Below are 13,848 nucleotides of genomic sequence, written 5' to 3'. Positions count from 1 at the left end.
CCGAGGAGACCGCCGATGACCACCACGCCGACCGACGATCCGGCGGACCCCTCCCCCGGCCCCCGGCCCGGCGACCCCGGCACCTCCGCCGACCCCGGCACCTCCGGCGTCCCCGCCGAACTGGCGGACGCGATGACCAGGGCGATCAAGCGGATCCGCCGGCAGACCGGCTGGCGGCTGGAGCCGTACGGCATCACCCCCGGCCAGGCCCGGGCGCTGCGCACGCTCGCCCACGTACCCGGCTGCGAGTCGCCGGACCGGGCGATGCGGCTGAGCGACCTCGCCGACAAGCTGCACATCGCCCCGCGCTCGGCCACCACGGTCGTCGACGCGCTGGAGGAGGCCGGCCTGGTCGAGCGCCGCCCCGACCCGGCCGACCGCCGGGCGGTCCGGATCCTGCTGACCGAGGACGGGCGCGCGGCGGTGGAGCGGATCCTCCAGGTCCGGGACGAGGTCGCCCAGGACTACTTCGGCGAGGTCAGCCCCGAGGACGAGGAGGTGCTGCTGCGAGTGCTGCGGGCCGCCGAGGCGCGCTTCCTCGAAGCCGGGCCGCCAGTGCGGACGGCGCCCCCGGGCGCAGCGCGGTGATCCCGATCCCGGCGATCACCAGCAGGGCGGCCGTGGCGGCCGTCGGGGTGACCCGCTCGCCGAGCAGCAGCCAGGCCGAGGACATCCCGAACACCGGCACCAGCAGCGAGTAGGGCGCGACCGCGGTGGCGTCGTAGCTGCGCAGCAGGTAGCTCCAGGCGACGAAGCCGAACAGGGTGGAGACCAGCCCGACGTAGCCGATCACGCCGAGCCCGGCCGCCGTCATCCCGCCGAGTGCCCGCAGGTCCGCGTCCGGGCCCTCCACCAGCAGCGACAGGGCCAGCAGCGGCAGCGGCGGCACCGCGCTGACCCAGACCATCCAGCGCAGCGCGTCCGGCGGCGCGGCCCTGCGGGTCAGCACGTTGGACAGGCCCCAGGCGACGGCGGCCAGCACGACCAGGACGAAGGCCCCGAACGGGCCGCCGAGGCCCTGGTCGAGGGCGCTCAGGGCGATGCCCGCGAAGGCCAGGCCCAGGCCGAGCAGCCGCCGGCGGCCGGCGCGCTCGCGCAGCAGGACGGCGGCGAACAGCGCGGTGAACCCCGCCTGCCCCTGGAGCACCAGGGAGGAGAGGCCGGCCGGCATCCCGGCGTGCATGCCGAGGAAGAGCAGCCCGAACTTGACCACCCCGAGCACCACGCCGACCGCCAGCACCCAGCGCCGGGCCACCCGGGGCGGGCCGACGAAGAAGACCGCGGGCACCGCGACCACGGCGAACCGCAGGGCGCAGAAGAGCAGCGGCGGGAAGCTGTCCAGGCCGACGTGGATGAGGACGAAGTTGAGGCCCCACACGGCGGCCACCAGGACGGCCAGGGCGATGTGACGGGGGCGCATGCTCGCGCCGGCCGACGCGGCGGGGGTTGCGGCCTGCGGTGCGGCGGGGATCGCGGTCATGGGCCGAGCATGGTGGCGCGGGACCCTTCAGCACCAGCGATGAATACTGAACGTGATTCTTTAGGATCACTGCATGATGGATCTGGGGCGCCTGCGGGCGCTGCACGCGGTGTCGGTGCACGGCTCGGTCGGCGGGGCGGCGGCCGCGCTCGGCTTCACGCCCTCGGCGGTCTCCCAGCAGATCGCCAAGCTGGAGCGGGAGACCCGGACGGTGCTGCTGGAGCGGCAGGGCCGGGGCGTGGTGCTGACCGACGCGGCGCGGGAGCTGGCGGCCACCGCGCGGGCCGTCCTGGGGCTGGTGGAGCAGGCCGAGGTGCGGCTGGAGGAGCAGCGCGGCCGGGCGGTCGGGCGGCTGCTGGTGGCCGCCTTCGCGACCGGGGCGCGCGGGCTGATGCCCGGGGTGCTGGCCGACCTGCGGCGGCGCTGCCCGGAGCTGGACGTACGGCTGCTGGAGAGCGACCCGTACCCGGCGGCGGAGCTGGTGGCGCGCGGGGAGGTGGACCTGGCGCTGGTGCAGGACTGGCCGACCGTGCCGCTGCCCGTGCAGGAGGGGCTCTCCCGGCTGGACCTCGGGACGGACCCGGTGGACCTGGTGCTGCCCGCCGGGGACGAGCTGGCCGGGCTGGACGCGGTGCCGGTGGAGCGGCTGCGCGGACAGCGCTGGATCAGCGTGCCGCCGGGCAACATCTGCCACGACTGGCTGGTCCGCACCCTGCGCGAGGCCGGGGAGGAACCGGACGTGCACCACCAGGTCGGCGACTTCGAGACCCAGATCGCCCTGGTCGCGGCCGGACTGGGGATGGCCGTGGTGCCCCGGCTCGGCCGGGGCCCGCTGCCGGCCGGGGTGGCGGCCCGCCCGGTCGCCTCGCAGCCGAGCCGGCGGGTGTTCGCGCTCTGGCGCAGCCAGGCCTCCCGGCGGCCGGCCATCACCGAGGCGCTGGCGGCGATGCGGGACGGCTGGGGCGCCCTGCCGGGCTGAGGCGTGTCCCGCGGGCCGGGCCTGGCCTTGCGCGGCCGGGCCCGGGACGCCGGGCAGGTTCCTAGGTGGCGAAGCCGATGACCAGCCACATGAAGCCGACCCCGGCCACCGTGCACAGCAGGGTGCTGCGCGAGGGGTGCGGGCTGTGCGCCTCGGGGAGGATGTCGGAGGTCGCGAGGTAGAGCAGGAAGCCGGAGAAGAAGCCCAGGTAGAGGCCGAGCAGGTGCTCCGGGATGGTGAAGGCCAGGGTGATCGCGGCGCCGGAGACCGGGGCCAGGGCGTCGGCGGCGAGCAGGGTCAGCGCCCGGCGCCGGTTGTTCCCGTACAGCCGGGTGATCGTGTACGTGTTGAACCCGTCGGCGAAGTCGTGCGCGACCACCGCGATGGCCACCACCGTGCCGACCGTGCTGCCGGCCTGGAAGGCGGCGCCGATCGCGAAGCCGTCCATCACGCTGTGCCCGACCAGGGCCAGGGCGGCGGTCAGGCCGACGCCCTGGTGCCCGCTGCGGTGGGCGTGGCCGTGCTGGTGGCCGTGGGTGTGCTCGGCGTACTCGCCCTCGTGGCCGCGGTGGATGGCGACGGCGCGCTCGACCACGTGGATGGTGAGGAAGCCGGCGGCGAACATCAGCAGCGCCTGGGGCACGCCGTGCACCTCGCCCGGCGCCTGGTGGATGGCCTCGGGCAGCAGGTCGAAGGCGACCACGCCGAGCATCAGGCCGGCGGCGAAGCCGAGCACCAGGTGGCGGCGGTCGCCGGTGCGCTGGGCGACGAAGCCGCCGATCAGGGTCATCAGGAACGCCCCGGCGGCGACCAGGACGGCGGTCACCGGGCCGCCTCCGCCGGATGACCGGTGCTGCCGTGTGGTCTGACGAGCGCTCTGCCCATTCCTCTCCCCCTGGGGTCCGCCCGTGGCCGGGCCGACCGCCGACCGTACCGGACGCCCGTTCGGCGGTGATCGCCCGGGGTGCCGCCGGCCCGGCCGGTCCTCGGCGGCGGTCGCCCCGGCCCGGTCCCCTCAGCCTTGGTCCGGGTACGGAGGGCCGCCCGCCGGGTGGGCCGTCGGGGTGAACTCCCTGGTCGGAGCCGGTCCGGGCAGGGGTCAGCGGCCGGCGGCGAGCGGCAGGCCGAGGTGGGTGCGGGCGAGCTCGCGGACACCGTCGCCGTCGATCAGGTGGATGTGCCGGTGGCCCTCCCCGGCCGAGAGGTCCAGGGCCGCCTCGGCGAACTGGCCGGTGGTCAGCCGCAGGCCGCGTTCGGCGGACTCCTCGCGGACCGCCTCGGCCAGTGTCTCGATCTGCTCCGCGGTGACGGCGGCCGGGTCCCGGGACGCCCAGACCACCCAGCGGCCGGGCAGCGCACTGCCGGGGGCGCCCTCACCGGTGGCGACCAGCCCGGCCGGTCCCCGCAGCCGCACGCTCCACTCGGCGAGCCCGCCCCGGGTGAGCAGGTCGCGCACCAGCTGGGCGAACTCGTTGGCGGACAGGTCGGGCGCGGCCGGGACGGCGGCACCGGCCCGGGCGGCGGGCTGGACGGCCGCCCGGGCGTACGGGTCCGGGGTGACGGCGGCGCCGAGCTGGCGCAGCCGGACCAGCGCCTCGTCCTGTTCGGCGTCGGCGTAGACGCCCTCGTCGTCGCGCTCCTCGTACGGGGTCTCCGGCGGCAGCAGCCGGGTGCGGGCCAGGGCGTCGCGGTCGGCGTCCACGCTGACCAGGCAGAGCGGCTCGGCACCGGGCTCGCGCAGCCAGCCGTTGAGGACCACTCCGGCGAGTATCTCGTCGGTGTCCACGGCGTCGGCGGCCTGCAGCGAGCGCAGCGCGAGCCGGGCGACCAGCCGCAGGTAGTCGGTGGCCCGGTCCGCGGGCGGACGCGGCACCGGGAGGATGTCGCCCTCGGGGGCGAGCCGGTAGCCGGTGAGCGAGGGCACCAGGTCGAGCGGGGGCAGGTCGAGGTCCAGCACGGCGGTGCGGGTGAGCGGGCGGAAGACCGCCCGGCAGGGGGCGGGGAGGTCCTGGGTGGCGGTCTCCGCGGCGGCCAGGGCCCGTTCCAGCAGCGACTCCACGGCGGCGGGCTCGGCCAGCCGGTAGGCGCGCCGGCACTCCTCCAGGCTGTCGTTGTACTCGCGCACGGCGCGGGCCCGGGCCTCCTCGGCCGCCTCGTGGGCGCGCCGGGACTCGTCGGCGGCCGGGCTGCCCGCCTCGGCCCGGCGGGTGCGCCACTCCCGCAGGGCGCGCTGGTGGGTCAGCCGGGCCTGGGCGAGTTCGCGCTGGTAGCCGGAGTCCAGCAGTCGCCGGGAGGGGCCGCTCCCGGGGTCGGCGGCGGCCGGATCGGCGGGGGCGAAGTCCTCCCAGCGGGGCTCGGCGCCTTCGACGACGGCCGGGCCGTCGGCCGGGTAGGGGCGGGGCTCGTAGTGGCGCAGCTGGCTCTCGAAGTCCATCGCCGAGACGGGCAGGGCGGCCCGCCGCAGCAGGTCGGCCAGCCGGTCGTGCTCGGCCCGGACGGTGAGCGTGCGGTGGTGGGTGAGGGCGGCGGCCCGGGCGTGCGCCGCGACGGCCTGGTCGGGGCCGGCGGGGTCGGCGGGGTCGGCAGCACCCGGGGTGGAGGCGCCGGGCCCGGACGGGTCGGGGCCGAACGAGTCGGGGCCGGACGGGCGGGGGCCGGTGGAGGCCTGATCGGTGGTGGCGGGCCCTGCGGGTGCCGGGGCGGACGGGCCGCTCCCGGCCGCCCCCGGATCGGGGCGGCCGGGGGCCGGGGGGCCTGCGGCACCGTCCGCCTCCGGGTCCTCGTCGGCGCCGAGGTCGCGGAACACCGAGGCGAGGAAGCCCGGTTGGGGGAACTGGACGGTGGCGGTGCCGTCGGACTGGCCGTCTGCTGAGTACTGCATCGGTCGTCGTTCCCCCATGCTCGTCCGGCGCCTGCCCCGGGCGGCGGACCAACCGCAGCCCCGCCCCTGCCGGACATTGTCCACCGAACGGGCGCAGCGGTCAGCCGAGCCCGTCAGTTGGTCCGGGTGTTGGTGAGGTGCAGGCCGATGTAGCCCACGTAGATCCGGCCGCTGCCGGAGCAGTCGTCCAGGTAGTGCAGCCGGGGTGCGGTGCGACCGCCGCCGATCCGCAGGTGCGCGCCCATGAACGCGCGCCGGGAGGCGTCGACGCATTCCGGCACCGGCAGCATCCGTTCGCGCTTCCACTTGGTGTGGCTGAACACCGTCCGGGACTCCCCGCGCACGGCCTTGCGGGGCGGGAAGCGGTGGCAGCCGTCCGGGGTGCGCTCGCACCACTGCTTGAAGTCCCCGCCGGCCGCGCCGCGCACGGCCGCCTCGGCGTACTCCTGGAGGGCCGTCAGGCCGTCCCAGGCGAGCCGGGCCCAGCCGGCCCCGGCGCACTGGAGGCCGTCCAGGGCGAGTGCGTTCTTCTGGTCGCCGGTGAAGGTGAGCAGGGAGAACTCGCCCAGCCTGGCGAGGAGTTCGGTGAAGGTCTCGGGCTTGTCCGGCCACCCGCCGGGCTGGGCGGCGAGCCGGCCGACGATGGTCGGTCCGGTGCCCGAGGTGGTGGGCGCGGCGCCGGGCAGGGCGGTCGGCCCGGTGCAGTGACGCCCGCTCAGGGCGCTCCGGGCGCCGGTGCGCAGGCGGCCCTCGTGGCCGTCCCGGGACTGGGCGCGGTCACGGCGCTCCAGACGGAGGGTGTGCCGGACCCGCTCCAGCTCATCGGCCCTGGCCTGCTGCTCGGCGCGGTCCTGCTGCTCCTCGCGGGCGAGCGCGGCCGGTTCGGCGGGGGGGCCAACGGGGGGTCCGGCGGCCGGGCGCAGCTGCGGGGGCGGGACGCGCAGCACCGGGACGGCGGCCAGCGGCGGCGGGAGCGGCTGGTCGGCGGCCAGGCGGCGGGGCTCGCGGGCGAGCAGCCCGGCGGCGCGGCGGAGGTCCTGTTCTATTCGGCCCCGGGCGAGCACCGGATGTCGGGCGCCGTCCTGCCGGGAGGCCGGGTCCACCTCGGGCAGGTAGGTGCGCACGGCGCCGCCGTACACGCTGTGGTACTCCAGCGCGACGTTGAACCCGGTTCGGGCGCCCGGGTCCAGCACGTAGGCGGTGGCGAGGCCGGGCAGCTGGCGGCAGAGCGGGCGGACCACCTCCTCGACCCAGTGCTCGACCGGGAGGTTCACCGGCACGCTGGCGACCACCGTGGGCAGCCGGCGCTCCGGGTCGCACAGCTCGTCGATCAGGTCGTCGACCTCGTCGGCCGTGATCACCCGGGGGGCGGAGTGGACGGCGGCCGGGCCGTCGGCGGCGTCGAGCAGCGGGAGGAGGGTGCGGGCGAGCTCGGGCACCGGCACCCGGCAGGGGGTGCGCACACCGCTGCCGGTGCTGTGGGTCTCGGCCTCCAGCCGGACCCAGGTGGGGCCGCCGGGGTCGGTGGCCACGGTGAGGGTGAGCTGCCGGGTGCCGTGCGGGGCCGGGGTGCGCAGCCGGCGGCGGTCGTAGCGGCCGGCGCCGGGGCCGCCGCGCAGCGGTCCCTGGTCGCGGTCCAGCAGGACGCGCTCGCCCAGGCGCAGGCGTTCGGCGGCGGGGGGTGCGCCGAGCGCGGCGCCGGGGGTGGGCGGGGGCTCCTCGCAGCCCTCCTGCTTCAACCAGGAGGCGAGCTGGGCGTCGGCCAGGGCGACGGCCTCGGCGTGCGGAAGGGCGGTGGTGACGGTCATCCGGTAGGGCGTCGCGGGGCCGCGGGGGCCGGGTAGGTCGGCACCGGCGGGCGACGGCGAGCGGTCTGAGGTCATGCGCATACCTCCGTGGTGCGGGGTGGGGTCTGTTGTCCTCCATCGACGGTTTTCATCCGGTTCGGCCGGAACCTTGCCCAGGAAACGCCACGGCCCGGAGCGGAAGTTCCAACTCCGGGCCACGAGACTACGTTCGAGTGAATCTGTTCAAGCCGTCTTCCGCGTGGCGCGAGCCTTCGGCTACGGGCAGCGACGCCTCCCGGCGGGCTCGGGCACCGGTCCGGCCACCGGCCGGCGCGGCGGCGCGGAGTGGTGGGCGAGCACTACCACGGGTTCGGCCCCCGGGCGCCGGCCGGACGTACGTCCGGAAGTCGGTCCCCCGGCCCGCCGCCGGGCGGGCGGAGCGCACGGCTCAGACCGGTACCTCGACGTGGGTGCGCCCGGCCGGCACGGCGACCGCGGTGCCGCCGGTCGCCTCGGCCAGCCAGGTGTGGAACCCGGCCACCTCCGGCTCCGGCACGCCCACCTCGATCCGCACCCCGGCCGCCTCGTAGGCGAGGTCGCTCACCGCGTACCCGGCGGCCCGCAGGTCGTTCTCCACCCGCCCGGCGCGCACGTGGTCCGCCGTCACCGCGAGCAGGGCGACCGGGCGCCGCTCCAGCAGTCCGACCTCGTCGACCGCCGCCGACACCGCGTTCCCGTACGCCCGCACCAGGCCGCCCGCGCCGAGCTTGATCCCGCCGAAGTACCTGGTCACCACGGCGACGGTGTCGGTCAGGCCGCGTCGGCGCAGGACCTCCAGCATCGGCACCCCGGCCGTGCCGCCGGGCTCGCCGTCGTCGCTGGAGCGCTCGCGGCGCTGCTCCTCGCCGACCACGAAGGCGGTGCAGTTGTGCCGGGCGTCCCAGTACTGCTTGCGCACGCCCGCGATGAAGGCCTGCGCCTCGTCCTCGTCCGAGACCCGGGCGAGGTGGCAGATGAAGCGGGACTTCTTGATCTCGGTCTCGTGGCTGCCGGCCCGCCGGATGGTGAGGTACGGCCTGGCGGTCGGTTCCGGCGTGGCGGACATGGCGCGGTGGTTCTCCCGGGAACGGCGACGGCTGGCGGTGCGCGCACCGGGGGTCCGGGGCGGCACCGCCAGCCTAGTTGGCGCACGGCCGGGGCCGACGGGGCCGGGCCCGGGCTCGGGCGCGGTGCCTGGGCCTGGGGGTCAGCGGCCGGCCAGGGCGTCCAGCTGCGCTCGGTCCAGACCGGTCAGCGCGGTGACCTCGGCCGAGTCGACGGCGCCGCAGTCCAGGCCGCGCAGCAGGTAGCCGCTGAGCGCCCGGGCGGTGGCCGGCTCGTCCATCACGTCGCCGCCCGCCTTGGCGACGTACGCGGCGAGCCGGGCGGCGGCCGCCGCCAGGCCCTCCCGGTAGAAGGAGTACACCGCGACGTAGCGGGTCGGCAGGTGCGCCGGGTGCATGTCCCAGCCCTGGTAGTAGGCGCGGGCGAGCGAGCGGCGGACCAGGTCGTGGTGGAGCTTCCAGGCGGCGTGCACCTGCTCGGTCGTGCCGGTGGGGATCACATTGGTCGAGCCGTCGGAGAGCCGGACGCCGGTACCGGCCGCGGCCACCTGCATGACCGCCTTGGCGTGGTCGGCGACCGGGTGGTCCATGCTCTGGTGGGCCGCGCTGACGCCGCAGGAGGCGCTGTAGTCGAAGGTGCCGTAGTGCAGTCCGGTGGCCCGGCCCTCGGCGGCCTCGATCATCCGGGCGACGGTGGCCCGGCCGTCCGGGCCGAGGATCGCCTGGGTGGTCTCGATCTGGATCTCGAAGCCGATCCGGCCGGCGGGCAGCCCGGCCCGGCGCTCGAAGTCCTCCAGCAGCCGGACCAGCGCGGTGACCTGCTCGGCGTAGGTCACCTTGGGCAGGGTCAGCACCAGGCCGTCGGGCAGGCCGCCGTTCGCCAGCAGGGTGGCGAGGAAGAGCTCCAGGGTGCGGATGCCGCGGGCCCGGACGGGCGCCTCCATGCACTTGACCCGGATGCCGACGTACGGCGGCGCGCTGCCCCCCGCCACGGCGGCGGCGACCAGTTCGGCGGCCCGGACGGCGGCGGCGTCCTCCTCGGCGTCGGGGCGGGGCCCGTAGCCGTCCTCGAAGTCGATCCGCAGGTCCTCGACCGGCTCGCGCTCCAGCTTGGCCCGGACCCGGGCGTGCACGTCGGCGAGCAGGGCGTCGTCGGCGACGCCGAGGGCGCGGGCGAGCTCGGCGGGGGTGCCGGCGTGGGTGTCGAAGGCCTCCAGGGCCTGGCGGCCCCACTCCCGTACGGTGTCGGCGCGGAAGACGTCGGCGGGGACGTAGACGGTGTGCACCGGCTGCCGGGTGCCGGTCTCGCCCGGGTAGCGGCGCGCCAGGTCGGCGTCCACGGGGGCGAGCAGCGCCTCCACGGCGGCGCGGGCGGCGGCGGAGAAGGAGGCCCCGCCCGTCGGTCCGGTTCCGTCGACCTCGACCTGCGACATCCGCACTCCTCCATGCCGAACCAGCGCTTCAACAATTTGTTGAGGCGAAGGTAACTCCGGCCGGGTCGGGCGTCAATGGCCGACCGAGCGGTGGACGCGGGGTGTCGGCGCGGGGGCCGCGCGGACTCAGTCCCGCCCGGCGGCCAGGTAGCGGTCGCGCAGCAGCGGGTAGAGCTCGGCGACCTCCTTGGGGTGGACCGCACCGTCCGGCCCCTTGCCGGTGACCCCGTACTCGGTGGTCAGCCAGGCGGCGAGGCGCGGCGGGTCGGGCTGGTGGCCGTAGCTGTCCATGTAGGAGACCAGGCCGTCGTAGGCGATGTCCTCGTCCAGTTGCACGGGTGCCGGGTCGGCTTCGGTGGGGACGCCTTGAGCGGGCTCCTCGGCCGGCGCGGACTGCTCGGGCCGGGCGCGGTGCTCGGCCTGGGCGGCCGGCTGACGGTGCTGCGACTCGACCGCCGGCTCGACGGTCGCCTCGGTGCCGGGCTGGACGGAGGCCTGCTGCTGGCCCTGCGGCCGGGGACCGGCGGCGGGCTCCTCGGCGGCCGGGCGCGGGGGCTTGAACCACGGGGAGGCCTGGCCCGGGACCCGACCGCCCGGGGCGGCGTCGACCGAGTGGCCGGTGGTGCGGACCGGGCGCTCGGTCCAGACGTTCAGCTCCTCGCCGCGCGGCTGCGGGGCGGCGGCCTCCTCCGCCTCCGGCTCCTGGGCGGCACGCAGCCGGACGGCGTGCAGCCTCGCCAGCATCGGTGCGGCGACCTCCGGCGCGATCGGGGCCGCGGCTGCGGGGGCCTCGGGCTGGGGCTGCGGCTGCGGCTGGTCGGCCGGGGCCGCCGGTGCGGCCTGGTGCTGCTGGGCTCCGGCCGGGACCGGGACCGGGGCGGCGATCGCCGCGGCCCGGGCCTGCTGGGGCTGGGCCCCGAGCTCCTGGGACGGCTGCTCCGCCAGGGCGACCTTGGCCTCGCGCTCGCGGCCCTCCTCGTCCAGCCGGTCGAGCAGCGACGGGTCCAGCGGGACGCCGAACTTGGCGAGCTTGAGCGGCAGCAGCGCCTGGATCGGCGCCGAGCGGCGCCAGCCGCGGCCGTAGCGGAAGCGCAGCTGCGCCCGGTAGACCAGCCGGTTCTGCTCCAGCCGGATGACCTCCTCGTAGGAGCGGAGCTCCCAGAGCTTCATCCGCCGCCAGAGCCGGAAGGTCGGCACCGGGGAGAGTATCCAGCGCATCACCCGGACCGACTCCATGTGCCGGTCCGCGGTGATCGCCGCGATCCGGCCGACCGCGTGCCGGGAGGCCTCGACGACGACGACGAACAGCACCGGGATGACGGCGTGCATCCCCATGCCGAGCGGGTCGCCCCAGGAGGCCGCCGCGTTGAAGGCGATGGTGGCGACGGTCAGCAGCCAGGCGGTCTGCCGCAGCATCGGGAAGGGGATCCGCAGCCAGGTCAGCACCAGGTCGAGGGCGAGGAGCACCACGATGCCCGCGTCCACGCCGATCGGGAAGGCGTAGGAGAAGGCACCGAAGCCCTTCTCCAGGGCCAGCTCGCGCACCGCGTTGTACGAGCCCGCGAACCCGATGCCCGAGATGATGCAGGCCCCGGCCGCGACCAGGCCGAGCAGGCCGCGATGGGCCTTGGTGAGCGTTGGGCGTGCCATTACGTCTATCAACCCCTGGATGTCGGCTGCTGCCGTACGCGCATCGGCTGCCGGTTCCCGCCAGTCGGGCCGCCGGACGGCTGAACAGCGTCCGGGCTCGGCCCACCGGAGTTTACTCGTACGGGTGTTTCAGCGTTTCCGCAGCCTGGGGTGTCACAGTACCCACCGCGCCCGGGGCGCCGGCACCGGTCGGGCCGTCAGCGGCTCTGCCCCGCCGTGCCGTTGAGGTAGGCCAGGACGGCCATCACCCGGCGGTTGGCATCCTCGTCGGGGGCGAGCCCGAGCTTGCTGAAGATGTTGGCGATGTGCTTGGCCACCGCTCCGTCGCTCACCGAGAGGCGGGCGGCGATCGCCGAGTTGGAGCAGCCCTCGGCCATCAGCTCCAGCACCTCGCGCTCGCGCGGGGACAGCCCGAGCAGCGGCCCCGGGCGGCGCGAGGTGGTCTGCATCAGCTTGGCGATCACGTCAGGGTCCATCGCCGTCCCGCCCGCCGCCACCCGGCGGACCGCGTCGATGAACTGCCCCGCGTTGAACACCCGGTCCTTCAACAGGTAGCCCACCCCGCCCGTGCCGTCGGCCAGCAACTCCCGCGCGTAGAGCTGCTGGACGTGCTGGGAGAGCACCAGCACCGGCAGGCCCCGGATCTCCTGGCGCGCCTTGAGCGCGGCCTGGAGCCCCTCGTCGGTGAGCGTCGGGGGCAGCCGCACGTCCACCACCGCCACGTCCGGGCGGTGGGTCAGCAGCGCCTCCAGCAGCTCGGGGCCGGTCTCCACGGCCGCCGCGATGGTGAAGCCGTGCGCTTCCAGCAGACGGATCAGGCCTTCGCGGAGGAGGTAGAGGTCCTCGGCGAGGACAACTCGCACAGCAACTCCAAGGTGATGGTGGTGGGACCGCCGGACGTGCTGTCGATGGCGAGGACACCGTCGAAGGTACCCAATCGACGCTCGATCCCGCGCAGGCCCGTACCCCGCGACGGATCCGCCACGCCCACACCGTCGTCCGTCACCGTGACCCGGAGGATTCCGGCCCGGTAGAGGATGTCCACCCACACCTGCTCGGCCTCCGAGTGCTTGGCCGCGTTGGCCAGCAGCTCGCTGACGCTGAAGTAGACCGCCGCCTCGACCGGAGCCGGCAGTCGGTCCGGCAGGCTCACGAACACCTCGGTCGGCAACGCGCTGTCCAGCGCCAGGGCCCGGACGGCGTCGCCGAGTCCGCGCTCGGCGAGCACCGGCGGATGGATGCCGCGGACCAGGTCGCGCAACTCCTGCAGCGCCCGGGCCGAGGACTGCCGCGCTTCGGAGAGGAGCTCCCGCGCGGCCGCCTGGTCCGTCTCCATCAGGTGCTCGATCGTGCCCAGCGTCATCCCGATCGCGACCAGCCGCGCCTGCGCGCCGTCGTGGAGATCCCGCTCGATGCGCCGCAGCTCGGCCGCCTGGCTGCCCGCCGCGTCGGCCCGGGTCTCGGTCAACTGGGCCACCCGCTTGGTCAGCTGGGCGTGCGACGCCCGGCCGTCCTGGTCCAGCACCCGGCGGGCCGCCTCCACGTACCCCCGCACCGCGTACGGGGCGAGGAGTATCCCGATCAGGACCATGCCGGCCCCGATCAGCAGGCTCAGCGTGACCCGCGTCATCCGCGAGCTGAACGGGCCGAAGCCGTCCGCCGGCACCGCGCCGCCCAGCGCGAACGCCGTCCCCAGCACCAGCAGGAGGACCACCGCGCCGCCCAGCAGCGCGGCCAGGGCCGGGTTCACGACCAGCCAGAGCATCTCGGCCCGGGTGGTGCGGTCCCGCAGGCCCCAGTGGACCAGCTGCGCGTACTTCGCGACCGTCTGCGAGCGGTGGTACGAGTAACCCGTCCACCAGTGCCCCCGGTCGTCCAACTCCAGCTTCGGCAGAGGCTGGTAGACCGCGGGAAGCCGGATGCCGTGCCAGCGCTCCAGCATCCGCCGCGTCCGGTCGGCCGTCGGGCGGATGCAGGCGGCCGCGACCGCGGAGCCGGCGACCGCCGCAGCCGCGAGCGCCATCAGGGCCGCCGGGTAGTAGAACTCCATGACCTGCGCCGTCACCACCCCCGCGACGACGGCCGCCCCCACCGGCAGCACGAACCCCGGCACGGCACCCAGCACCACCTGGGCCAGCCGGGCCAGGCCCTGGCCGCCGGCCTGGAAGGCCACCTGGGTCTGCGCACGGACGGACGTGCCGCTCGTACGAGTGTCTGTGGTCACGCAAACTCCTGATGCCGGTACCGATCGTCCTTCATCAGTGTTCACGAACGACCCGCTCCGGACACTGGCCATGGCACCCCAGTTCCGGGGTAGACCTAGGACCACCTGGTGGTGGTAGGAGCAACACCGGACCGGGCCGATGATCCTTCGAGTCGACGGTCCTTGGAATAGCCCGGAAATGCGAAAAGGCCCACCCGGTCACCCGGGCGGGCCTTCTCTGAATGATTGTTCGGCGGCGTCCTACTCTCCCACAGGGTCCCCCCTGCAGTACCATCGGCGCTGTGAGGCTTAGCTTCCGGGTTCGGAATGTA

General features: G+C 75.7%; 11 protein-coding genes and 1 rRNA gene. 2 read left to right on the top strand and 10 right to left on the bottom strand.

Going from position 1 to position 13,848, the window contains the following annotated elements; genetic code table 11:
• Positions 1 to 15 precede the first annotated feature (15 nt).
• A complete protein-coding gene (locus ACFWXO_RS35490; protein ID WP_380529252.1) occupies positions 16 to 588 on the top strand; it encodes a MarR family winged helix-turn-helix transcriptional regulator in 573 nt (190 codons plus the stop codon).
• Here the strand turns inward: ACFWXO_RS35490 and ACFWXO_RS35485 are convergent.
• The gene (locus ACFWXO_RS35485; RefSeq protein WP_380529263.1) at positions 479 to 1,420 is read right to left on the bottom strand and encodes an EamA family transporter; all 942 of its coding nucleotides are present in this window, start codon (positions 1,418 to 1,420) and stop codon (positions 479 to 481) included. The genes ACFWXO_RS35490 and ACFWXO_RS35485 overlap by 110 nt on opposite strands.
• Positions 1,421 to 1,553: 133 nt before the next feature.
• Between ACFWXO_RS35485 and ACFWXO_RS35480 the strand changes: the two genes are divergently transcribed.
• Positions 1,554 to 2,459 carry a LysR family transcriptional regulator gene (locus tag ACFWXO_RS35480; protein ID WP_375896125.1) on the top strand — a complete coding sequence of 302 codons (906 nt, stop codon included), beginning with the start codon at positions 1,554 to 1,556 and terminating at the stop codon, positions 2,457 to 2,459.
• 61 nt (positions 2,460 to 2,520) lie between these two features.
• On the opposite strand, the gene ACFWXO_RS35475 is transcribed toward ACFWXO_RS35480, so the two are convergent.
• The 9 genes from ACFWXO_RS35475 to rrf all read right to left on the bottom strand — a co-directional run.
• Entirely contained in the window at positions 2,521 to 3,249 is a 729-nt protein-coding gene (locus tag ACFWXO_RS35475; protein WP_375896151.1) for a ZIP family metal transporter, read from the bottom strand.
• A gap of 309 nt (positions 3,250 to 3,558) precedes the next feature.
• Positions 3,559 to 5,340, bottom strand: a complete 1,782-nt coding sequence (locus tag ACFWXO_RS35470) for a restriction endonuclease (RefSeq protein ID WP_380529250.1) — start codon at positions 5,338 to 5,340, stop codon at positions 3,559 to 3,561.
• 113 nt (positions 5,341 to 5,453) lie between these two features.
• Positions 5,454 to 7,223: a hypothetical protein gene (locus tag ACFWXO_RS35465; RefSeq protein ID WP_375896131.1), complete on the bottom strand. Its 1,770-nt coding sequence runs from the start codon at positions 7,221 to 7,223 to the stop codon at positions 5,454 to 5,456.
• A 352-nt stretch (positions 7,224 to 7,575) separates the two neighbouring features.
• On the bottom strand, positions 7,576 to 8,232 hold the full coding sequence (locus tag ACFWXO_RS35460) for a YigZ family protein (protein ID WP_380408825.1): 657 nt from the start codon (positions 8,230 to 8,232) through the stop codon (positions 7,576 to 7,578).
• 141 nt (positions 8,233 to 8,373) lie between these two features.
• Complete coding sequence (locus ACFWXO_RS35455) at positions 8,374 to 9,663, bottom strand: DUF6986 family protein (RefSeq protein WP_380529248.1); 1,290 nt, start codon at positions 9,661 to 9,663, stop codon at positions 8,374 to 8,376.
• Between the two features lie 126 nt (positions 9,664 to 9,789).
• Positions 9,790 to 11,313 (bottom strand): DUF2637 domain-containing protein, encoded by a 1,524-nt coding sequence (locus tag ACFWXO_RS35450; protein WP_380529246.1) that lies wholly within the window; start codon positions 11,311 to 11,313, stop codon positions 9,790 to 9,792.
• A 197-nt stretch (positions 11,314 to 11,510) separates the two neighbouring features.
• A complete protein-coding gene (locus tag ACFWXO_RS35445; protein WP_360245306.1) occupies positions 11,511 to 12,176 on the bottom strand; it encodes a response regulator transcription factor in 666 nt (221 codons plus the stop codon).
• Positions 12,128 to 13,537 (bottom strand): sensor histidine kinase, encoded by a 1,410-nt coding sequence (locus ACFWXO_RS35440; RefSeq protein WP_380529244.1) that lies wholly within the window; start codon positions 13,535 to 13,537, stop codon positions 12,128 to 12,130. Before ACFWXO_RS35440 ends, ACFWXO_RS35445 begins: the two co-directional genes overlap by 49 nt.
• A 227-nt stretch (positions 13,538 to 13,764) precedes the next feature.
• A 5S ribosomal RNA gene (gene rrf, locus ACFWXO_RS35435) occupies positions 13,765 to 13,848 on the bottom strand; the annotation flags it as partial.

Origin of the sequence: Kitasatospora sp. NPDC059088 (genome assembly GCF_042738155.1) — a bacterium.
Lineage (GTDB): Bacteria > Actinomycetota > Actinomycetes > Streptomycetales > Streptomycetaceae > Kitasatospora.
Note: the sequence above shows the minus strand (reverse complement) of the source record. Positions and strands in the feature narration are given on the sequence as shown.